Annotated in this window: 18 protein-coding genes; 16 read left to right on the plus strand and 2 right to left on the minus strand. The window is 50.6% G+C overall.

Features of this window, described 5'->3' with window-relative positions; translation table 11 throughout:
* Positions 1–39 precede the first annotated feature (39 nt).
* The 4 genes from ACI7RC_RS24305 (at position 40) to ACI7RC_RS24320 (ending at position 4313) form a co-directional block, all read left to right on the plus strand.
* Entirely contained in the window at positions 40–639 is a 600-nt protein-coding gene (locus ACI7RC_RS24305; RefSeq protein ID WP_408110765.1) for a class I SAM-dependent methyltransferase, read from the plus strand.
* Positions 640–668: 29 nt separating this feature from the next.
* Positions 669–2189, plus strand: a complete 1521-nt coding sequence (locus tag ACI7RC_RS24310; protein WP_408110766.1) for a xylulokinase — start codon at positions 669–671, stop codon at positions 2187–2189.
* 112 nt (positions 2190–2301) lie between these two features.
* The gene (locus ACI7RC_RS24315) at positions 2302–3744 is read left to right on the plus strand and encodes an aminotransferase-like domain-containing protein (RefSeq protein ID WP_408110767.1); all 1443 of its coding nucleotides are present in this window, start codon (positions 2302–2304) and stop codon (positions 3742–3744) included.
* Positions 3745–3848: 104 nt separating this feature from the next.
* On the plus strand, positions 3849–4313 hold the full coding sequence (locus ACI7RC_RS24320) for a GlcG/HbpS family heme-binding protein (RefSeq protein WP_408110768.1): 465 nt from the start codon (positions 3849–3851) through the stop codon (positions 4311–4313).
* Positions 4314–4434: 121 nt separating this feature from the next.
* Here ACI7RC_RS24320 and ACI7RC_RS24325 read toward each other — a convergent pair whose 3' ends face one another.
* Positions 4435–5619 carry a benzoate/H(+) symporter BenE family transporter gene (locus tag ACI7RC_RS24325; RefSeq protein WP_408110769.1) on the minus strand — a complete coding sequence of 395 codons (1185 nt, stop codon included), beginning with the start codon at positions 5617–5619 and terminating at the stop codon, positions 4435–4437.
* Positions 5620–6349: 730 nt separating this feature from the next.
* Between ACI7RC_RS24325 and fdhF the strand changes: the two genes are divergently transcribed.
* The 8 genes from fdhF to ACI7RC_RS24365 all read left to right on the plus strand — a co-directional run bounded on the left by fdhF (position 6350) and on the right by ACI7RC_RS24365 (position 16831).
* A complete protein-coding gene (gene fdhF, locus ACI7RC_RS24330) occupies positions 6350–9298 on the plus strand; it encodes a formate dehydrogenase subunit alpha (RefSeq protein ID WP_408110770.1) in 2949 nt (982 codons plus the stop codon).
* Positions 9298–9777, plus strand: a complete 480-nt coding sequence (locus ACI7RC_RS24335; RefSeq protein WP_408110771.1) for a helical membrane plugin domain-containing protein — start codon at positions 9298–9300, stop codon at positions 9775–9777. The genes fdhF and ACI7RC_RS24335 overlap by 1 nt, the downstream gene beginning before the upstream one ends.
* Before the next feature lie 32 nt (positions 9778–9809).
* Positions 9810–10172, plus strand: a complete 363-nt coding sequence (locus tag ACI7RC_RS24340; RefSeq protein WP_408110772.1) for a Na-translocating system protein MpsC family protein — start codon at positions 9810–9812, stop codon at positions 10170–10172.
* A 90-nt stretch (positions 10173–10262) separates the two neighbouring features.
* Positions 10263–10847, plus strand: coding sequence for a cation efflux transmembrane domain-containing protein (locus tag ACI7RC_RS24345; protein ID WP_408110782.1), 585 nt, complete (start codon positions 10263–10265; stop codon positions 10845–10847).
* Positions 10774–11001: a cation transporter dimerization domain-containing protein gene (locus ACI7RC_RS24350; protein WP_486303985.1), complete on the plus strand. Its 228-nt coding sequence runs from the start codon at positions 10774–10776 to the stop codon at positions 10999–11001. Before ACI7RC_RS24345 ends, ACI7RC_RS24350 begins: the two co-directional genes overlap by 74 nt.
* 106 nt (positions 11002–11107) lie before the next feature.
* A complete protein-coding gene (locus tag ACI7RC_RS24355; protein ID WP_408110780.1) occupies positions 11108–11539 on the plus strand; it encodes a YhcN/YlaJ family sporulation lipoprotein in 432 nt (143 codons plus the stop codon).
* Positions 11540–11715: 176 nt separating this feature from the next.
* On the plus strand, positions 11716–15207 hold the full coding sequence (locus tag ACI7RC_RS24360) for a BadF/BadG/BcrA/BcrD ATPase family protein (protein WP_408110781.1): 3492 nt from the start codon (positions 11716–11718) through the stop codon (positions 15205–15207).
* Between the two features lie 40 nt (positions 15208–15247).
* Positions 15248–16831, plus strand: a complete 1584-nt coding sequence (locus ACI7RC_RS24365; RefSeq protein ID WP_408110773.1) for a 2-hydroxyglutaryl-CoA dehydratase — start codon at positions 15248–15250, stop codon at positions 16829–16831.
* A 120-nt stretch (positions 16832–16951) separates the two neighbouring features.
* Here the strand turns inward: ACI7RC_RS24365 and ACI7RC_RS24370 are convergent, their stop codons facing one another.
* Positions 16952–17443, minus strand: a complete 492-nt coding sequence (locus ACI7RC_RS24370; RefSeq protein WP_408110774.1) for a MarR family transcriptional regulator — start codon at positions 17441–17443, stop codon at positions 16952–16954.
* Positions 17444–17594: 151 nt separating this feature from the next.
* Between ACI7RC_RS24370 and ACI7RC_RS24375 the strand changes: the two genes are divergently transcribed.
* The 4 genes from ACI7RC_RS24375 to ACI7RC_RS24390 all read left to right on the plus strand — a co-directional run bounded on the left by ACI7RC_RS24375 (position 17595) and on the right by ACI7RC_RS24390 (position 20608).
* A complete protein-coding gene (locus ACI7RC_RS24375; RefSeq protein WP_408110775.1) occupies positions 17595–18023 on the plus strand; it encodes an SgcJ/EcaC family oxidoreductase in 429 nt (142 codons plus the stop codon).
* Between the two features lie 111 nt (positions 18024–18134).
* Positions 18135–18719, plus strand: a complete 585-nt coding sequence (locus ACI7RC_RS24380) for a TetR/AcrR family transcriptional regulator (protein WP_408110776.1) — start codon at positions 18135–18137, stop codon at positions 18717–18719.
* A gap of 83 nt (positions 18720–18802) precedes the next feature.
* On the plus strand, positions 18803–19975 hold the full coding sequence (locus ACI7RC_RS24385; protein ID WP_408110777.1) for an MFS transporter: 1173 nt from the start codon (positions 18803–18805) through the stop codon (positions 19973–19975).
* 84 nt (positions 19976–20059) lie between these two features.
* Positions 20060–20608: an NADPH-dependent FMN reductase gene (locus ACI7RC_RS24390; RefSeq protein WP_408110778.1), complete on the plus strand. Its 549-nt coding sequence runs from the start codon at positions 20060–20062 to the stop codon at positions 20606–20608.
* The last annotated feature ends 1027 nt before the right edge of the window (positions 20609–21635 follow it).

Genomic DNA, 21635 nt, shown 5'->3' on the forward strand with positions numbered 1-21635 from the left:
TTCTAACGATCTGCGGAAAACAGCCAAGGGGGAAATGACGTGGCTGAATGGTTTGCTCGTTTCTACGACATGGTGATGGATCCTTTGGAGCGAAGGGGCATGCGGGGTATTCGCGAAGAACTGGTGAGCAAGGCGACGGGAGCGGTTCTGGAGATCGGCTCCGGCACCGGACTCAACTTTCCGCATTATAAGCATGCAGAAGAAGTAATCGCGATCGAACCCAATCCGCGTATGCGAAGCAAGTCCATGAACAGAAGAAGAGAGAGTCGCGTACCGATTCAGGTGATAGACGGCGGAGCAGAGAATCTTCCGTTTGCGGACAATACCTTTGATACTGCAGTAGCGACGCTGGTATTTTGTACCATTCCAGACCCCGAGCGGGCTTTTCAGGAAATCAGACGGGTGTGCAAACCAGATGCAAAGATTCTCCTGTTTGAACACGTCCGTCTGGACCACCCGGTCATCGGCAAAATACAGGATTGGGTAACGCCTCTGTGGAAACGCGTATGTGACGGCTGCGAGCTGAATCGAAAGACAGTTGAATTGCTGCAGCGGGAGGGCTTCAAAGTCATCCGCACACAAACGCATTATCGGGGGCTGTTCGTCACTTTGGAAGCAGGTAATAGCAAGACATGCTAGATAGGCTGGGAGAAACGGGGGTTGACGCCATGAAATACATCGCTTCATTCGATATCGGCACGACGAGCGCCAAAGGGATACTCGTGTCGGAACACGCTACGATTCACGAGGAAACGACGATCTCTCTGCGGACAGAATACGGCCAGGAAGGGGAGGTGCAGACGATCGAACAGGATCCGGACCAGTGGTACGAGGCGGTCGTCGCCATCGCCCAATCGTGGTGGGCGTCCGGCATCAATCCGGCCGATGTGCAGCTGATCGCCATGAGCGGCCAGATGCAGGACTGTATTCCCATTGACGGGATGGGCAACCCGGTTCGACCGGCCATTTTGTACACAGACGTACGGGCAGGACAGCAGGCGGGGCGAATCGCTGCTGAACTGGGAGAGGACAAGATCCGCCAGGTCACAGGCAATCATATGGACGGCTCGCTGACGTTTCCGAAAATCCTCTGGCTGATGGAACAAGAGCGAGCAGGCTACGAGAAAACGGCAAGCTTTCTGATCAGTTCAAAAGATTACGTGATTCGAAAACTGACCGGCCGCAATGTGGCTGACCCGACCACTGGCGCAACATCTGGGGCCATGGACCTGTCCACTCGGCAGTGGAGTGAGGTATGGTTCCACCAGTTTGGCTTAGACAGCGGGAAAATGCCGGAGCTTCTCTCGACCGACAGCATTGCTGGACACGTCCTGCCGGAAGCGGCGGCAGCTACCGGATTTGCTGTCCATACCCCTGTACTTTGCGGCATTGGCGATGCCGGTGCGACGACGATCGGGGCGGGAGTGACAGAACCAGGTGACGTCTATGCGTATTTAGGCACATCCGGCTGGGTAGCCGCTACGACGGACCAGGTCGGTTTCATTGGAGGAGGCGGGTTCCATCTCGCCCATGTGGCGTCCGGATTGCTGATCGCCATCACTCCACTCTCTAACGCTGGAAGTGCCCACAAATGGGCACTGTCCGTCTTCGGCGGCCGCGGGGCGGAAGGTGAAGCAGACGAAGCGGCAGCTTTCACCGAGCTTGAGCAAGAAATGGCGGCGTGCGACCGCTCTCACAGCAGTGCCGTCTTCCTGCCGTATTTGAACGGGGAACGCTGTCCGGTCAACGATCCGCTGGCAAACGGCTGCTTCATCGGCTTGACTTCCAGGACGACCAGGGCGGAGATGAGCTGCGCTGTACTGGAAGGTGTGGCAATGGCGATGCGACAAGTCATGGAACTGCTGTCGGTCTCGAACCGTTCCAACAGGCTTGTCTTGATTGGCGGGGGAACCAAAAGCCGGGTATGGAATCAAATCTTTGCCGACATCACCGGGATGGAAGTAATCGTACCGCAAGAAGCGCAATTTCTCCCGGCACTCGGCTGTGCCGCCGCCGGGTTTATCCGTCTAGGCTGGAGCGAAAGCTACGAGCAGTTTGCCAGGACAAGACTGGCCAGTCAGCCGTTTGATCGTTACGTTCCGGACAAGGGATTGAGCCAGATGTATCAGAAAAAGTACGAACGATACCTCATGCTTTACCCGGCTTTGCAAGATGTGTTTCACCGGTAATGGCGGTTCATACGGATGCCCCCTGCAAATGAACAAACAGATCCTTTGTCCATTTGCAGGGGACAGTCTATTGGAGGAACGCAGGGTGTAGGGAAGGAAGTGAACAAATAACATGGATTGGAAGCCCAATCGTGAAAGTCGCATACCCGTTTACAAGCAAATTGCCCAATACCTTGAACAGCGAATCGCCAATGGAGAATTTCCTGCGGGAAGCCTGCTCCCTTCCGAACGCTTGCTTGCCAAGGAACTGCAGGTGAACCGTTCGACCATTGTTGCTGCCTATGAAGAATTACGTTCATTGGGCATTGTTGAAAGCGTACAGGGAAAAGGCACGATCGTCAGCAGAAACATTTGGGGAAGCGCCAGCAAACGGGTTCCGAACTGGGAAAAACTAATTGAAACGGGGTCTTTTCTGCCGAACACAAAAGTGGTGCGAACCATCCGAAAAGAGACGTACGATCTTGACCTGATCGATCTGGCGAGCGGAGAACTTTCACCCGATTTGTCTGCTTCCCGATATTTTCGTAAGATCATGTCGACTCAAGATTTCAATTACCATGTCGGCTACGATCATCCTCAAGGCAGTCTGCAATTGCGTGAAACCATTGCCGTACACATGAAAGAATACAGAAGCATTTCGGCAACCCCTTCCTCGATCCTCATCACTTCAGGGGCACAGCAGGCGCTATACCTGATCGTCCAGTGCTTGCTCCAACCGGGTGATGCGATCGCGATTGAAGACCCGTCCTATTGTTACTCATTGCCTTTATTTAAATCTGCCGGGATAAGAGCCTTTTTGCTGCCGGTCGATGAACAGGGGATCCAACCGGATGATGTGGTTGAACTGTATAAGAAACATCGCATCAAAATGGTATTTCTTAATCCCAATTTTCAAAATCCAAATGGCTCGTATCTCTCCCTGGAACGTAGGAGGCGAATCCTGGAGATTTCTTCCTACTACGGAATCCCGATCGTCGAGGATGATCCGTACAGTTTAACAGCGTTTGGAGATATCGATGTCGCCACATTAAAATCGATGGATGAGAGCGGTTCTGTTCTCTACATCAGTTCGCTGAGCAAAATCATGGCTTCCGGACTGCGCATCGGCTGGATCCTTGGCCCGCAAAAAGTCATTGAACGCTTGGCGGATGCCAAACAGCAGATTGATTTTGGACATAGCATCATTCCCGAGTGGATCGCGAATCAGTTTTTGTCTTCGCAGGATTTTTCGCTGCACCTGCAAAAGCTTCGTGACGAACTGGTGTATAACCGGGACAAAATCGTCTTCTCGCTGTATGACCTGCTGGATGACCAGGTGGAGTTTCTAAAGCCACAAGGCGGGATTCACATCTGGTGCAGAGTAAAGGAGGATATCGATGAGCAGCTGTTGTTGCGGGAGTCGATCCGCAGAGGTGTTGTTTACGTTCCGGGAAGTATTTTTGGGACACAGAAAGGCTGCGCTCGATTTACTTTTGGACGGGCTGATGGTGAGCAGATTTACCAAGCCATGTCCCGCTTCTCTGATGCCTTGCGCAGCTTCGACAAAAGCAAGTGAACATAATATCCTCCCTGACAAGGCAGCTGCCGCCAAGGTCATGAGTATGCACGGCATTTGTACCGTCGCCATATCCTGTAGCAGTATGGGAGGGGAGTGAGAACTTGGTAAGGCTTACTTTGGAAACTGCCAAGCGATTAATCGCGGTTGCCGAACAAAAATCTCGTCAGATGGGACTCTCCAGCAATATTGCGATCGTAGACGACGGCGGGAACCTGGTCGCGTTTACCCGTATGGACCAGGCCCGCATCGCCGGCATTGAAATTTCCAAGAACAAAGCTTGGACGAGCGTAAGCATGCAAATGCCGACAGCAAACCTGGCACAATCAGCGCAGCCGGGCGGTCCAACGTTCGGGGTGAACACGACCAATTTCGGCAGAGTTGTCATTCTGGGAGGAGGCATACCGCTCGTTTATAGGGAACGTATTGTCGGCGGAATTGGTGTCAGCGGGGGAAGCAGCGCCCAAGACATCGAGATTGCCAATGCGGCGGTGCAGTATTTCGCGTCGATGTATGGACGGACTTCGAACATCGACGCACAGATCGGTTCGTCACAACAGTACAGTTAATCGCCAAAAGGAAAGGAGGACATGTCCCATTCGATTCAAAGATGGGAGCACGGTTCCTCCTTTTCGTATCAAATAGCCGGCTCTGCGTGTACGGAAAAAAGCCGTCACAGATCAACTCCTGTTAGACAGCTTTCTTTTGCCGTACTGTTTCAGACCTTTCCTGAACCTTTCCTTCGCCCAGCAGCTTGGCCGCGATGCCGCCAACCACCAAGGACCAGACAGCCGACGATATACCCAGAAACGATACGTTCGAAATGGCAATGATAAAGGCAAACAAGACCGAGTACCGATAATGAGACGCTCTGAAGGCGGATTGCAGACTGCTCAGTAACACGCCCAACAAGGAAAATCCGGTTATCAGAGTAATGAAAAATCCGGGCAGCAAAGCAAGGATAACAATGATTTTCCAGGCGAACAATCCAAACAAGGCAACTGCCGAGCCTGAAATGACGGCTGCCCAGAAGCGGTATTCCTTTTGGCCTGCCTCATCGCTGCTGCAAAGTGCAGTCATCATGCCCCCGATATTGGCGGAATGTCCTCCGAACAGGCTGACAAACGATGTTCCTACTCCGGAAATGGCAATCGCCTTATTGATAGGCGGGTCAAATCCGTTTTTTTTCAGTGCAGCCAGAGCAACAGCAATATCGTTACTCAAAATCAGCACGGCGACTGGAATGGAAATGGACAAGAAACCTTGGGCTGTAAAGGCCGGTATGACAAAATGCGGCAAGGTAAATGGCGCCTCTGCTGCCATCGGAAAATCATATCCAAGAAAAAGGCCCAGAACGCCAAAGACAAGAACGCCAAGCAGCGGCGGGATGGATCTGGAAATTTTAGGAACAAGGAAAAATCCCAGGATGGCCAATCCTGCTACAAAAGGGGCCTCTTTGAAAGCAGGCACGATTTGAACGGCATAATTGAGAATCAGCCCTGCGAGCATCGAATCGATCAACGGTTTTGGGATCAGTTCCAATATTTTTTTAAAGATTCCCGAAAAACCAAGCAGAGCGATTAATCCGCCTGCCATCAAAAAGCTTCCTGCTAGTTCCTGCGACGAAAATGGGGCAGCCGCTGTGCTTAAAAAAGCGGCTGCCGTAATGGAATGGGCACCTGCAATCGGTATTTTATACCATAGTGACAGCAAAATATTAAGACTGCCGCCTACCAAATAAATAATAGATAGCCATGAGACGAGTTCCGCCTGGCTTAATCCTGACACATTGCCTATATTCATGACTAAAATGGCTCCGCCTGTGCAAGCCATTAATGCTGACAATATTCCTGCCGATATGTTTTGACTGTTCACGTACAATTAATACTCCTCTCAAAGTGTGCGACTGGCAGCTGGGTCCTTCTGCTTTCTTTTTTTGTATTTTTCCTGAATTCATTATAAAGGCTTTCTGTAGATTCGCAACCATCCAATCGTTCAAGCTTTTTTATCATCCAATGCAGACAAAGCGGCTGGTGATGAAAGCGGCCTTTTGGATGGTTTGTTTTAAGTATGTCTACACTGAGGGGGAGATTACGGAAATGAAAAAAGGAATGTTCGTGTTGCGGTCATCCAATCTTCGCCGGTTCTTTTTGACAAGCAATCATCCATGGACAAAATCACAAGCATGACGAAGGAAGCCGCTCGGTAAAGGGCTCAACTCATCGTATTTCCCGAGGTGTTTCTGCCGGGGTATCCGCGGGGACTGTATTTTGGCACACGCGTCGGCAGCCGGGACTTCGATGTGGTGGGTCATTACAGCCGCCCGGATGTTTTTCAATTGTCGTGAATCGGCAAAAGCAGGATATCGTTCGTTATACAAAATAGCGCAGGCATTTCCATTCTGTGCTATAATGAATTGTCAGATCATTGATGTGTGGTAAAAACCATTTGCTGATCACATCCTGATCACCCCCAGGATCTATGGCGGGATGGATAACTGGTATCATTCGTTGCCAAGTGTTAGCCCACCATAAAACAGTTTGTGCATCTGATGTGCACAAGTTGTTTTATGGTGGGCTTTTATAGTAAACAGGAGGTCTTAATGATGAAAAAAGCGAGTTTTCAAGTCAATGGAGCAAAGCACGATACAGAAGCAGGCACACGCGTTCTCGACTACCTTCTTCAGCAGGGGATCGAACATCCGCATATTTGTTATTCCCCCGAACTGGGGCCGATCCAGACTTGCGACACGTGTATGTGTGAAATCGACGGCAGGATCATGCGTGCATGTTCGACCTATATCGAAGACGGGATGAACATTCTCACTGCTTCCGAGCGGGCAAAGAGGGCCCAGACGGAGGCGATGGACCGGATTTTGGAAAACCACATGCTGTACTGCACCGTCTGCGACAACAACAATGGAAACTGCCGGGTCCACAATACGGCGGAGCTGCTGGAAATCGAGCATCAGACACGTCCGTTCCGGGAAAAAGGCTACGAGGTAGACATGTCACATCCCTTCTATCGCTACGATCCCAATCAGTGCATCCTCTGCGGGCGATGCACAGAGGTCTGCCAGGATTTGCAGGTGAATGAAACGCTCACCATCGATTGGGAACGAGAGATTCCGCGGGTCATCTGGGATAACGACAAACCGATAAACGAGTCGTCATGTGTCTCTTGCGGCCAGTGTGTAACCGTCTGCCCTTGCAATGCGCTGATGGAAAAATCGATGCTTGGCGAAGCGGGGTTTATGAGCGGTCTTGATCAAGAACTGTTGAATCCGATGATCGACCTGATTAAGGAGGTTGAACCCGGCTACAGCAGCATTTTTGCCATTTCGGAAATGGAAGCGGCCATGCGGGAGACGCGGACCAAGAAAACAAAAACAGTTTGTACCTTCTGCGGTGTCGGCTGCTCATTTGAAGTCTGGACGAAAGGGCGTAAAATTTTGAAAATCGAACCTTCTCCGGAAGCGCCCGTCAACGGAATCTCGACGTGTATGAAGGGGAAATTCGGGTGGGATTTCGTCAACAGTGAAGAGCGCATAACGAAACCGCTCATTCGACAGGGTGACGAATTTGTGGAATCGACCTGGGAAGAGGCTCTCAGTCTGGTTGCACGCAAACTGGGTTCCCTAAAAGAAACCTATGGAGGAGATGTGTTGGGATTTATTTCCTCATCCAAGTTCACCAATGAAGAAAACTACTTGATGCAAAAATTGGCCCGTCAAGTATTCGGAACCAATAACGTCGATAACTGCTCTCGCTACTGTCAGTCTCCGGCATCTTGGGGGCTTCAGCAGACAGGAGGAATTGGCGGAGATTCAGGTACAATCCAAGACATCGCACAGGCAGGGCTGGTGATTATCATCGGGTCCGCTACAGCAGAAGCACATCCCGTACTTGCCACCCGAGTCAAACGTGCACAGAAATTGCACGGGCAAAAGCTGATTACGGTCGACCTGCGCAAGCATGAAATGGCGGACCGTGCGGATTTGTTCATTCGGCCGAGACAAGGAACGGATTATGTCTGGCTGTCAGCCGTTGCCAAGTACATGATCGATCAAAACTGGCACGACCAGGCTTTCATCGATGAACATGTGAACTTCTTCCCGGAATACGTGAAATTGCTGGAGAGGTATACGCTGGAGTTCGCCGAACAAGAGACCGGCATTTCAAAAGAAACGATCATCCAAATTGCCGAAATGATCCGGGATGCAGACGGAACCGCCGTTTGCTGGGGCATGGGCGTCACGCAAAACGTGGCCGGCTCCTATACGTCCACGGCCATTGCCAATCTGCTCCTCATCACCGGCAACTTTATGCGTCCGGGCGCCGGCGCTTATCCCCTTCGCGGACACAATAACGTTCAAGGGGCCGCAGATATGGGAACCATGCCGGATATTTTTCCGGGTTACCAGCGGGTGACAGATGACGAGATTCGCGCCAAATTTGAAGCGGCCTACGGAGTAAAGATCCCTGGAAAACGCGGTTTGGACAATATTGAAATGCTGGAGGCGGTAGACCGGGGCGAGCTTCGGGGCATGTACATCGCCGGCGAAGACATGGCATGGGTAGATTCCGACTCCAACCATACCCAAGAAATGCTGGCCAAGCTTGATTTTCTCGTGGTACAGGACGTTTTCTTCAGCAAGACGGCAGAATTTGCCGACGTTATTTTGCCCGCGGTGCCCTCGCTTGAAAAAGACGGCACGTTTACCAATACCGAACGACGTGTGCAGCGGCTATATCAAGCGCTCGACCCTGTCGGCGACAGCAAACCGGACTGGTGGATTTTCAGCCAGTTGGCGAAGCGGATGGGGTTCGATTGGGATTACAGCCATCCAAGCGATATTTTTGCAGAAATGGCGTCGCTCACGCCGTTCTTCTCGCAATGCAATTACGACGTTTTGGAAGGTTGGAACAGCTTCCATTGGGGTTCGCCGGACGGAAGCAATACGCCGCTTCTCCATACCAAGGGCTTCAACTTTCCGGATAAAAAGGCCCGGCTGGCGCTCTTTGATTACGTCGCTCCCATGGAGTTTCCGGAAGAATTTGACTTGACGCTGAACAACGGCCGTCTGCTGGAACAATTTCACGAAGGAAACCTTACCAACAAATCCGCAGGTCTCCAATACAAGCTCCCGAAGGTGTTTGTGGAGGTCTCGCCGGAATTGGCCGCGGAGCGGGGGATCCAGGACGGAACGCTCGTACGCCTGGAATCCCCTTATGGGCGAATCAAGCTTCACGCACTCGTGACCGACCGCATGCGAGGGAAAGACATCTACGTTCCGATGCACTCGGCAAGTCATGAAAGTGCCGTTAATCTGCTCACCGGAGGCGGGTTTGACGTGCAGACGCATACCCCGGCCTACAAACAGGTGAAGGTTCGGATGCAGATCCTCGAGGAAAAAGGAACGATTCCGCTTCCCAGGTACAATCCTCGTTTCGCCAAGCGAAATCCGCAGCTGGGGGTCCAAGTAGAACGCAAGTGGGCAAGAGCCGATTATGAGCCGATCTCAGATGTTAATGTAACGGGAGGGAGAAAATAATGGCAAAACCAATCACCCATATCGCGAGAACGCCTGTCACCGAAAAAGAAAGACAGGACCAAGCTGTGGAAAGTGTCATGGAAGTACTTGGGCAAAACGCCGACGGCATCCAAGAGACGATCAAACTGCTTCAGGAGCTCCACAAAAGCGGGATTCTCGGGGCGCTCAACGCCGCCGTCGAAGCGAAAGAAGAGATTGCCAAAATCGTCGTGGGGCAAGTAGGACGCCCCCCTGTCACCAATATGATCAACAATGCGATGGCTGCTGCCGGGGAGTTAACGGCGATGAATCCCGAGACGACGAAAAAGCTGATGAGCGGGTTGGCGAAAGGGCTGCAAAAGGCGGAAGAGGGGATTCGCGCGGAAGCGGCGATTGGCATTTTCGATTTGATCAAAGCCCTGCGCGATCCTGACGTCAATCGAGCGGTCGCATTTGGCATCAACCTGCTGAAAGGTGTAGGGGAAGGCTTGAAGGACTGACCTCGCGGCAGTTGCAAAAGGAGGGAAATCGCATGGCCAAAAACCTGGAGCACGAATTCAGCATGCTGGTTCGGGAGATCAGAAAAGAGCATGTAGGAAACGGCCCGAAAGAGATTCTGACTCGTTTCGTCGACTCCTGGGCGATCAGTGAGATGAAGGGGAACCTGACGAATGTCGAAAAGTTTATGATTGGTTCGAAGGACGGCAGACGGATGGTTCACGAAGCGCGGACGAAGCTGGTGAAGAACATCTACAACGATCCTGAGGTTATACAAAAGCTGGAGCAGTTGGTGAAGGCGAAAATCTTGAGGATTTTTTCGGACATCAATATCGAAGAGGATATCGCCATGACCGTGTTCGTATTCGACAAACCGCTTGATAGAGAAAGTGGATGACGAAAATAACGGGCAATTGGATGATATAGATTCCAATCCCCAATCCTTTATATCGCCAATACGAGCTCCGGTGAGATCAACCGGGTCAAGGTGAGTGAAGACGGTACATTCGGCCGGGTGGAGCGCGTGGCGAAAGACCCGCTTCTGTACGGAGCAGACGGCATCGCCTTCGGTCCGAAAGGCGATCTATACGTATGTGCGAACGAACGCAATTCCATCGTCAAAGTGACATCCGACGGCAAAGTGGCAGAGGTGGCCGGCAACGATAATCAGGGGCCGCTGGAGTTCCCGGCAAGCTTGCATTTCGTCGGAAGCACGCTCTACGTGAGCAACTACGACCTTCCTCGGGGAGTCAACAAACCGAACGAACCCGGTATCGGCGCAGCTTCTGCTGCGGTAATCGTCGCCGCAGTTCTCATGTCCTTTACGAAATGGTACATCCTCGATCCGATTCTGAGCCTCCTGATTGCGATCCTGGTGGCTTTTGGTGCCTGGCGCAATCATCAAAGAAACTTATGTGGTATTAATGGAGGGAACACCGGCAGGCATTTCATTCGAAGAAGTCGAAAAGGAGATTCGCTCAATTTCGGATGTCAAAGATATACACGATCTGCATATATGGAGTTTGACGTCCAATCGAAATGCAATGAGCGGTCACATCCAGGTCAACGTTGATGCCACTATAAGGGAGACCCAGACCTTGATTCGCAAAATAGAAGCCGTTCTCGCCGAGAAGTTCCGGATCGGACATGTACCCATCCAAGTGGAGGACGACGATCATCCCCATAACAAGGAAATGTTCGGTATGGATCGAAATTGGGACCACTGAGAACGGCTGCCTCCTTTTTAATATGTAAAAATTTCCCAACCATAATCTGCAAGTTTAGTGAAATGCTAACGGTACTGTGGTTAGGGGGTTATGTACTGTGCGTATCATGGCATTGGTTTTTTCGCTGTGTGTACTGTTAACCGGTTGCGCTACACAATCCAATCAGCAGACCAAAGCTGCGTCGGCAGCGGAATGCAAAGAGACGCCTGTCCGTCATGTTCATGTGGAGAAAACCGTAAAATCCATGGTGGAGCAAGTGGCCGGTGTCGACGATGCTGTCGCTGTCCAAATCGATAAAGAACTGCATGTCGGGATCAAAATAAGCAACTTTAACCGCCTTAGATTCAAATCCATAGAAAAGGCTGCAGCGCTGAAGTTAAAGGAAGCATTCCCGAAGTCAAACATTCACATTTCCTCCGACAAGGCGATCATCCATGATTTACAAATGTTAAGCAATACACCCTGGTCAACGAAGCGCGATGATGCCTGCAGACAGAAGAAACGGATGAAAGAGATTGAAGATAGAATGAAGGGATGAGCGGGTTATATATACAGGTTGACCGGAAATGGGTCAGGGATGGATGTCCCTGGCCTTTTTGCTGTTGGATGAGCCCTCTGGTTTTTTGATGTTACCACTGTGTATATATGACAAATTCACGTGAAAGGATATACATGTATCTATGCGGATAAGGACGTGGTGCAGTGGACAGCGAAATGAACAGTCTGAAAGCTTTGATTATCGGCATTGACGTCGGTTCGACTACTGTCAAGGCTACCGTGGTCAACCCTGTGACCAATGAGATCCTTTGGTCGGACTATCAACGCCACCATACCAAACAGGCAGAAAAAGTCCTCGAGTTTCTCATTACGATCGGCAACGAATTTGCCGACGTCAGCCAGGAAAATATCCGCGTTTTTATGACAGGCTCGGGGGCCGGACCGATTGTAGAGCACATTGGCGCCAAGTTTGTCCAGGAAGTGAATGCCGTCACGATGGCCGTGGAGCAGCTTCACCCTGATGTTGGCAGCGTGATAGAACTCGGCGGCCAAGATGCGAAGATTATCATTTTTAAAGCAAACGAAGAAACAGGAGATAAACAAGCCCTCACCTCGATGAACGACAAGTGTGCGTCCGGAACGGGGGCGACCATTGACAAGTGCATGATCAAAGTGGGAATGCCGATGGAGGAAGTGGGCAAGCTTCACTTTAACGACAGCAAATTGCACCATGTGGCAGCCAAGTGCGGCGTGTTTGCGGAAACAGATATCGTCAATCTGGTCAAAAGCGGGATTCCTGCTGACGAGATCATGTGTTCGCTCGCCGATGCGATCGTCATGCAAAACCTGTCTGTACTCACCCGCGGCAATACGCTGCGTCATCGCGTGCTTTTGCTCGGCGGTCCCAATACTTACCTGCCTTTCTTGCAAGAATGCTGGCGAAAGCGCATCCCAGTCACTTGGGAGGAACGCGGGTACGACTATCCCAGGGATATGCCGATTGAGGATTTGATCTTCGTACCGGACAACTCCCAGTATTACTCCGCTTACGGCGCCGTCATGTACGGCATGCATGAGCCGGCCGGCGTCGGTACATACACCGGGCTTGAAGGGCTGAAGGAATTCATCGCCCACGGCCGCAAAGCGAAATTAGGGGAGAATGCCGGGCCGCCCCTGGTCAGCGAAGAGCAGGAATTGGAAGAATTCCGCGGGAAGTACAGCATTCCCCGTTTTACGCCTGCCAGCTTTACGCCGGGCCAAGAGGTACGGGCGGTCATCGGGCTGGACGGCGGCTCCACTTCGTCCAAAGCCGTACTGGTCGATGAAAATGGCACGATTTTGCTCAAAGAGTATCAGCTGTCTAAAGGCAATCCCCTGGAAGATACCAAGGAAATGCTGAAGCGAATCGGCGAGAGGGTAAAGGAGCAAGGCGCCCGGCTTGAGATCATTGGATTCGGCGCCACCGGATATGCCGCTGACGTCTTGGAAAAAACGCTCAGAGCCGATGTCAACATCGTCGAGACGGTAGCCCATATGATGAGCGCTGTTCACGAATTCGGCGATGTGGACGTGATCTGCGATATCGGCGGACAAGATATCAAAGTCCTCTTTATGAAAAACGGGGACATCCGTAATTTCAGACTATCCAACCAGTGCTCGGCGGGGAACGGCATGCTGCTGCAGGCGATGGCCGATCAGTTTGGCATTCCCGTCCAGGAGTATGCGGAAACGGCGTTCAAGGCGGACCTTTCTCCGAAATTCTCCTATGGATGTGCGGTCTTCCTGGATGCAGACCGCGTCAATTTTCAGAAGGAAGGGTATTCGAAGGAGGAATTGCTGGCCGGACTTGCGCTCGTCTTGCCAAAGAATGTCTGGCAGTACGTCGTGCAAATCCCGCGCATGGCCGAATTGGGACGCCGGTTCGTGCTGCAGGGCGGCACACAGTACAATCTCGCCGCTGTAAAGGCGCAAGTCGATTACATCAAGCAGCGCGTTCCCGACGCGGAGGTATTCGTCAATCCCCATCCAGGGGAAGCGGGGGCGATCGGGGCGGCGATGGAGACGCTGAGGGTCGTAAAGCGGCGCGGGTATTCCACCTTTTTGGGATTGGATGCGGCCATTCACCTGCAGTACGTCAGCCGAAACGACGAAACCACACGATGCACCTTCTGTCCCAACCACTGCAGCAGGACCTTTATCGACTCGCAAACGCCGGACGGGCAAACCGCCCGCTACATCTCAGGCTTCAGCTGCGAAAAAGGAACGGTGGAAAACAAGGAAGCGGTCATCCAGCTCACGAAAAAGCGGCAAGAACTGAAAAAACACTACCCGAACCTGGTGGAGTACGAGGCCCAGCGTATGTACCAGCACTTTTACGATCCCAAGCCGCTGCCCGAACCGGAAATGCCGACCTGGGATGTCAGGGTCGTGCGCAGCTGGCTCGGGATGGGCCGAGTGAAAAAGACCAGGGTTCAACGCGGCTTTCAGCGTTCATCCCAAGAGGCGATGGAGCAGCGGGGCAAGATCCGCATCGGGATTCCGCGCGTCCTGAACATCTGGTCGACAGCGCCGTTCTGGCGGACGTACTTCGAGTCGCTGGGAATCGACAAAAACAACGTGGTATTCAGCGATTTTACCAGTGAAGAGATGTGGCTGGAGGGGGGAAAGTACGGCTCGATCGACCCTTGCTATCCGTCCAAGGTAGCACAAGCCCACATTCACAATTTGTTGTTCAAGCACCACGAGCGAAAGCCGCTGGATTACATCGTCTTTCCGTGCATTACCCATATCCCGACCCACTTGTCCAATGTGATGGACTCGGCGAGCTGTCCGATCGTGGCGGGAGCTCCCAACGTGATCAAGGCCGCCTTTACGAAGGAAATCGACTTTTTTCAGACGAGGGGCGTCACCTATCTGGATCCGGCCGTTTCCTTTACAGAGCGGCACTTGATGAAGAAGCAGTTGTATGAAGCGTTCCGGGATGCCTTGCAGGTGACGGAGGACGAAAGCGATTTTGCTGTCGACCAAGGGTGGCAGGCCTTGGAGATGTTTGACGCCGAGATGCAGGAGAAGGGAAAGGCGATTCTGGAACAAGTCGAACAGGAGAATCGCCTGGCGATCCTGATGATCGGCCGGCCCTATCACTCCGATCCCGGTCTCAATCACGGGATTCTGGAAGAGTTTCAGGTGCTGGGTTACCCGATCCTCTCGATGCGCTCCATCCCCAAAGACGAGGAGTGGCTGCGACGCTTTTTCCAGGGCGATATCGAACGCGGGCGCGTTCAGTGCGCATTGGAAGTAACGGACGTCTGGCCGGAGAACTTCAGCTCCAACAGCGTGCAAAAGGTCTGGGCAGCGAAGTTTGCCGCGCGTCACCCCAATATCGCCGTGCTCGACTTGTCCAGTTTTAAATGCGGACACGACGCCCCTACGTACGGGCTGATCGACTCGATCATCTCGACGGCAGGGACGCCGTACTCCGCGCTGCACGACATTGACGCCAACAAGCCGAGCGGCTCGATCAAAATTCGTGTGAAAACATATGCTCACAGCCTGGGGCTGCATGAGGAGCGTCTGCAGGACCTGGCAAAGAAAAAGGCAGTGCTGCAACAGCGGATCGAACAGAAACGGCAGGAACTGTTTGGCCTTGAGTCCCCTGCGCCGATCATCCCGATCGAGCATTCCGCTATGTCGCAAACAGGCAACTAAAACACGGTACTCACAAATTGAAAAGGGGCGAGAATGACACATGGAAACAACGAAGGAAATCCCGGTCGACAATCCTTTTGAAGCCGAATTGCGCCGCTTTCAGGAGGAACAGGAGCGGGAGCTAGGGTTGGCCGACAAAAGGGCCCAATGGTTTGACCCGGTACCCCGCCGGTTTTTGGCAAGGGACAGGGCTGCAACGACCGTACTGTTCGGCGGACTGACCATGGTACACGATTATCTTGTAGAAGGAGCACTGTCAGGACTGGGTTACAAGGTGCAGCACCTGGATTGTCCGGACAACGATTCGCTCCGTTTCGGAAAAGAGTTTGGCAATCGCGGGCAATGCAACCCGACATACTTCACAGTAGGCAATCTGATCAAACACTTGACCTACCTGCGGGATGTCGAAGGCAAGTCGAAAGAGGAGATTGTGCAGAACTACCTGTTCATCACCAGCGGCTCGTGCGGCCCATGCCGCTTTGGCACGTATGTCACGGAGTATCGTAAAGCGCTGCGCGACGCCGGTTTTGACGGCTTCCGCGTCCTGCTGTTCCAACAGCAAAGCGGACTAAAGCAGGCTACTGGAGACGAATCCGCGCTTAAGCTGGACACTTCCTTTTTCCTTAGCTTTTTGAAATGCATCCTGATCGGGGACATTTTGAATGCGATCGGCTACCGGATTCGCCCCTATGAAGTAGAGGCAGGCGCCACAGACGCGGCTTTGGACCGCTGCAAAAAGTACCTGTACGAGGCCATGCGCCAGCGCAAGCAGCTGACTTTTGCTCTGCTTCGCTGCCGAAAGGAACTGAAAGCGGTGAAGGTGGACCGGACGCGGGTCAAGCCGAAAGTCAGCATTATCGGCGAGTTCTGGGCGATGACCACGGAGGGAGACGGCAACTATCAGCTGCAGCGTTTTCTGGAGAGCGAAGGAGCGGAAGTGGAGGTCCAGTCCGTAACCGCCTGGATCCTCTACCTGATCTGGGAAGGACGATACGACACCCGCAAGCGCATGCAGCTGCGCGGGGAAGACTCCGGCCGTTACGGTCTTGAGGGTAAAAATCCCCTCATGCGACTGCGTATGCTGTGGGCGGCAGACCGGATGATACGGCTGATGTTCCAGGGCTATGCCAAGCTGATCGGCCTTTCCGGCTACCATCTGCCAGACATGGACGAAATCGCCCGCGTCGCCCACGAGCACTACAACAACCATCTGCGCGGCGGCGAAGGCCACATGGAAGTGGGCAAGCTGATACTGAATGTGGCAAAGCGCAAGGTGAACATGACGATCTCCGTCAAACCATTCGGCTGCATGCCCTCATCCGGCGTCTCGGACGGCGTTCAGTCGCTGATCACCGAGAGGTACCCCGACGCGATTTTCCTGCCGATCGAGACGACGGGAGACGGAGCGATCAACGTGTACAGCCGGGTGCAGATGATGCTGTTCAAAGCAAAGCAGGCAGCTCAGAGGGAGTTTGACGAAGCTCTGGCGAAAAAGGGAATGTCACCGGATAAGCTTCGGTCCGTAACCGATCGGGCCACCTTTGGCCACCCGCTGAAGGCTGGCCGTCACGTCGTCGCCTGTACGGCGGCAAACAGCGTATACAGCTTCCGTTCTTGGATGTAAAAGCAAATTCCGCCAGGCCTGAAGCAAGGTCTGGCGGATTTTTGGCATTCGATTGTTAGGATTCATTCTTGGGGGAAGTCACGGTAATGACCGAGAGGCTTCCCCAAGCACTTTTAGTTATTATCCTTTCGGCTGATCCAATTTACTCATTTCATCCAATGCCATTTCATTGCTCCGTCTCATAAAATCAAGAATGACGAGGATATCCTGTTCACTGTATGTTGAAAGTAGTTGAACCGTTGCGCGAAATACAGAGTCAAACAAAGGGGAAATCTGTTGTATCCCTCCTTCTACTGGTTTGACCAGCACACGCCTGCGGTCATTGGGATCTTTATCCCTCACCACATATCCCGCCCGTTCCAACCGATCGATCACGTTAGTAACAGCTCCGGTAGTCAAGCCGGTTAATTCAGCCAACCGCCCTGCAGTTGCGGGACCCTCGTTGTTCAGAAAATCGAGGCATTTGTGATCTGTCACGTTTAAACCCAGTTTCTCCGATATTTTTTGGTGGAGCATGACGGCTCTTGCGCTGTTGATGCGGATTTCCTGGAGCAATTCCCATTGAGCGGAAGAGAGGTCGGCGGCGAAATGATTGGAATAATCAGTTGACATGACAAAACCTCCGATGTATCATGAAAAATATCTCAATAAATTAAGATATATATTTGGTTAAGATATCATACGAATTAAGTTTTATTCGACCACAGTATATCATAGCCAAGTGGGTATCACCAACAAATCGTGAATGAGAGGACTGATCCAGATGGAACATCAAGAAAAAGATGTGAAAGCGATAGGGGAAATATTTGCTGCCTTACGTGAGGCATGGAACAGGGGAGACGGAGCGGCTTTCGGGGAGTGCTTTACAGAGGATGCGGATTATGTGACATTCTCGGGGCAGCACCTGAAGGGCAGAAAACAGATTGCCGAGGTACATCAGTGGTTATTTGACGGTCCGCTTAAGGGATCCTTATTGGAATCCAGTGCTCAAACAGAATTGCTTCCGCGCTTTGTCACATCCGAAGTAGCCATTGTCCATGGGCTGGGGGAGGTCAAATTATCCGAAACTCACTCGGATCCAGACGACCGGAGTTCCATTAACACGAATGTAGTGGTAAAACGAAATGGAGCATGGAAAATTACCGCTTTCCATAACTGCCGCATTCAACAACTGCCACGCGGCAGAGGTTAACCAGAAGAACAAGCAGGTCCGTGACAAAGAACGCTTGACAATCACTCACGAAAAAATTATTATAATAACAAAAATGTTAGTTGTTACTAACTATCAGTCAGGGTGAATGGGTTGAGTACCAAAACAGAAAACACCGCCGATAAAATACTATCGTCAACCGTTGATCTTATGTCTGAGAAGGGATATAAGGCGGTAACCGTTAAGGAAATCGCCGCCGCTGCATCCGTCAGTGAAATGACCGTATTTCGGACATTCGGCTCCAAGAAAGCTATATTGGATGCCATCATTGATAATTACCTGTTCTCCGCACCGATTGATCAGCTAATCCAAAAGAACCTTACGTATGAGTTAGAAACCGATTTATTGATGATCAGTGAATTGTACCATGATTTGTTGAAGAAAAATAAAAAAGTATACCTCATTTCGGTCATGGAACGAAAAACGATGCCTGAAATTCATTTGAGCCTGCACAATAAAGCTCTAAAGTTTTTGAAAATCGTCACAGAATATTTCCAGGTCATGCAGCAAAAGGGCAAGGTGATCAAGGGCAATCCTGAGACCCAGGCATTAACGCTCATGCGGTTTAATTATGGGAAATTTGTTTCCGGTTTGCTTTTAGAGGGAATCACGCCTGGGTTCCCTGACGATAACCTGCGTGAGGCGATAGCGATTATAGCCAAGGGCTTAAAGCCCTAATTTTTTTCTGCTTTATGTTAGTTACTAATAACTAACACATGTTTAGATTCTTAGCATAATATTCTTTGAAGGGAGGATGTTGTATGACAAGGCTGTGGACGAAATCATTTCTGGGGTTGACGTTTACACTGTTTTTCTTATGCTTGGGGTTTTATATCCTTCTCCCAACGCTGCCGCTGTACATCAAACAGCTTGGTGTCAGTGAATCACAGTTGGGATTCATCATTGGAGCTTTTACGTTATCAGCAGTTGTTGCTCGTCCCATTACCGGCGGGCTATTGGACCGTTACGGCCGGCGCTTCTTTATCATTACGGGGCTGATTCTCTTCGCAATCACAATGTTTTTGTACAACTGGGCTGGCGGAATTCTCTGGTTGTTTCTTTTGCGAATCCTTCATGGCGTCGGATGGGCGATTTCCACCACATCCATCGGGACTTCGATTACCGATGTGATCCCTGCACACCGACGGGGGGAAGGAATGGGTTGGTATGGCATATCGATAACAGTATCGATGGCCATTGGACCTATTATCGGCGTATGGATCGTCCAAAGCGGCTCTTTCCAAAGTCTGATTGTTCTTGCTGCGTGTTTATCTGTTGCGGCCATTCTCATAGCCCTGGCAACCAAGGTTCCTGTTATACGATCGGATAACAGGAGAAAAATGGAGTTCTTCGACAAATCCGTCCTGCCTATTTCTGCGGCTATATTTTTCCTGGCTTTCACATACGGGGGGATCACTACATTCCTGCCGTTGTTCGCTGAATCCATCCAAGTCAACGCAGGCACCTTCTTTTTGGTCTATGCCATTGCACTGACGCTAACTCGTCCTGTTGCAGGAAAGTTAGCAGATCGTTATAGCGAAGGATCGATCATTATCCCGTCAATCATCATTACCATCATCGCTCTCTTTATTTTGAGTATATCCAATGGATTGACGGGGATCATCGCTTCTGCGATTCTTTACGGGATCGGTTTCGGATCAGCGCAGCCCACGCTTCAAGCAGCGACACTCAACCTCGTTTCTCCTGCGAAAAAAGGAGTGGCCATTGCCTCCTTTTTTACGGCCATAGATTTGGGGATTGGGTTGGGGTCCATCATACTAGGATTGGTTTCTCAGTATTTGGGCTACTCATTCTTATTTACTGTCTGCGCTGTTTCCGGATTCATATCTTTGTTGATTTTCGCTGTTTTTGTAAGGCGAAGATTACTTCGCAGAGAGGGGGATAGAAGCGAGGATTTTCATATGACATCCTAGACAACAAATTTTTATGATTGGATTGTTAGTTATTGATAACTAACAAACGATTTGCGAATTATCGCATGATAAGGAGGAAAAAGAATGACAACTAATAATTTGAACATTGGAATTATTCTCGGCAGTTCACGTCCTGGAAGAGTGAGCCCGCAAGTCGGGGAATGGATTAAGGAAATCGCCGGGCAACGCGGTGACGCGGTGTATGAAATCGTGGATATTGCCGCCTACAACTTGCCGTTTTTTGGAGACCCTGCAGGACAACAGCAAGTGGCTGCCTGGGCGCAGAAAATATCCAGCTTGGACGGATTTGTGTTCGTTACGGCTGAATATAATCACAGCATTCCAGGTGTGTTAAAAAATGCGCTGGATTCCGCGCGAACGGAATGGTACAACAAGGCGGCCGGCATCGTCAGCTATGGTTCCTCAGGCGGGACGCGCGCCGCTGAACATTTGCGCGGAATTCTGGCAGAATTGCAAGTGGCAGACGTACGCACACACCCCGCACTCAATCTGTTCACGGATTTTGAGAATTACACAGTATTTAAACCGGCCGACTTGCATATTGCCCATGTGAACGATATGTTGGATCAAGTGATCAGCTGGTCTGCCGCATTAAAATGGGTTCGCAGTTAACGGGACACGATCTTTTTATATCAGGAGACTTAGCTCAACAAGCTCTTCCTCATCGACAGGAAGAGCTTGTATGATTTTGGCGGGTTAGATCGTTAGATGATAAAGAAATTTGTGCAGGAAGCATGAAGCAATTAGCTTTTTTATTATTGGCGGTTGGGGTGTGGATGGAACGCAAATAAATTTATTGAGTCCGATAATATATATTATGTTAACAAATAAAATGAGCTGGAATAACAGTAACTTCAGATCGGAATTCTGATTGTCTGTTGACGTAAACATTACTCCATTGGCACAAGAGTGTAAGAACAACATCTGTCCATTTAAGAAAAAGTGGCTGCCTATATGAGTAAATTCGGTCATTACGAAAAAATAAAACCAAAGTGATTGCATAAATCGCTTGAAAACTGATATTTTACTACACAAAATCCTTTTTTTGTGTAGTAATTTTTTGACTTTGCTTTTCGTGTGAAATTCTACTGATAAACACAAGTACATAACTATATATTTTATGGTTATGGTACAAACGTACATACATTTGATTATATTTAAGTGTACTTGTTTAATGAACAGGTTCGTTAATCTGTTTTCGTTCTGAGTGTTATTTTAAAAAAGAATCCAATTTTATAGATTCCTCTAAAATGCTTGTAGATTTTATTTGTTGATCGTAGTTTAGGCAAGCCTGAACTGGTCCACTTTAGCTATCTCCTCCGTCTCAGTCCCCCCCTAGGTACGAACTTTTACATTATTCTCCCCCACTGATTTCACAATTTCTCAGCGAGATTCCCTATTTGTTAGCCGATACTTATCAGGGCTGCCAGACCGGATACGATACTCTCTCCTGTACAGAGTTAATAAAGTTATAGACTGATGTTGTTAATCCTACGTAGTTTTTGATTCGAAATACTGGCAGCTTCCGGATAATTAGTTTTAGACTGATCCGCTCAAAGAAAAACAACTGCAGACTAGGATGAGAAAATTAAGTCTGAACTGTGACCCATAAGAAGGACACTTTGAAAAAAGTGACCCT

Origin of the sequence: Brevibacillus sp. B_LB10_24 (assembly GCF_046036945.1) — a bacterium.
Taxonomy (GTDB): domain Bacteria; phylum Bacillota; class Bacilli; order Brevibacillales; family Brevibacillaceae; genus Brevibacillus_C.

Bases quoted from the DNA above. Each gene is read 5' to 3' on its own strand.
- ACI7RC_RS24360 (WP_408110781.1), top strand. From the start codon at position 11,716: ATGAACAGTCTGAAAGCTTTGATTATCGGCATTGACGTCGGTTCGACT.
- fdhF (WP_408110770.1), top strand. From the start codon at position 6,350: ATGAAAAAAGCGAGTTTTCAAGTCAATGGAGCAAAGCACGATACAGAA.
- ACI7RC_RS24315 (WP_408110767.1), top strand. From the start codon at position 2,302: ATGGATTGGAAGCCCAATCGTGAAAGTCGCATACCCGTTTACAAGCAA.
- ACI7RC_RS24340 (WP_408110772.1), top strand. From the start codon at position 9,810: ATGGCCAAAAACCTGGAGCACGAATTCAGCATGCTGGTTCGGGAGATC.
- ACI7RC_RS24310 (WP_408110766.1), top strand. From the start codon at position 669: ATGAAATACATCGCTTCATTCGATATCGGCACGACGAGCGCCAAAGGG.
- ACI7RC_RS24375 (WP_408110775.1), top strand. From the start codon at position 17,595: ATGGAACATCAAGAAAAAGATGTGAAAGCGATAGGGGAAATATTTGCT.
- ACI7RC_RS24385 (WP_408110777.1), top strand. From the start codon at position 18,803: ATGACAAGGCTGTGGACGAAATCATTTCTGGGGTTGACGTTTACACTG.
- ACI7RC_RS24370 (WP_408110774.1), bottom strand. From the start codon at position 17,443: ATGTCAACTGATTATTCCAATCATTTCGCCGCCGACCTCTCTTCCGCT.
- ACI7RC_RS24335 (WP_408110771.1), top strand. From the start codon at position 9,298: ATGGCAAAACCAATCACCCATATCGCGAGAACGCCTGTCACCGAAAAA.
- ACI7RC_RS24355 (WP_408110780.1), top strand. From the start codon at position 11,108: ATGGCATTGGTTTTTTCGCTGTGTGTACTGTTAACCGGTTGCGCTACA.
- ACI7RC_RS24365 (WP_408110773.1), top strand. From the start codon at position 15,248: ATGGAAACAACGAAGGAAATCCCGGTCGACAATCCTTTTGAAGCCGAA.
- ACI7RC_RS24390 (WP_408110778.1), top strand. From the start codon at position 20,060: ATGACAACTAATAATTTGAACATTGGAATTATTCTCGGCAGTTCACGT.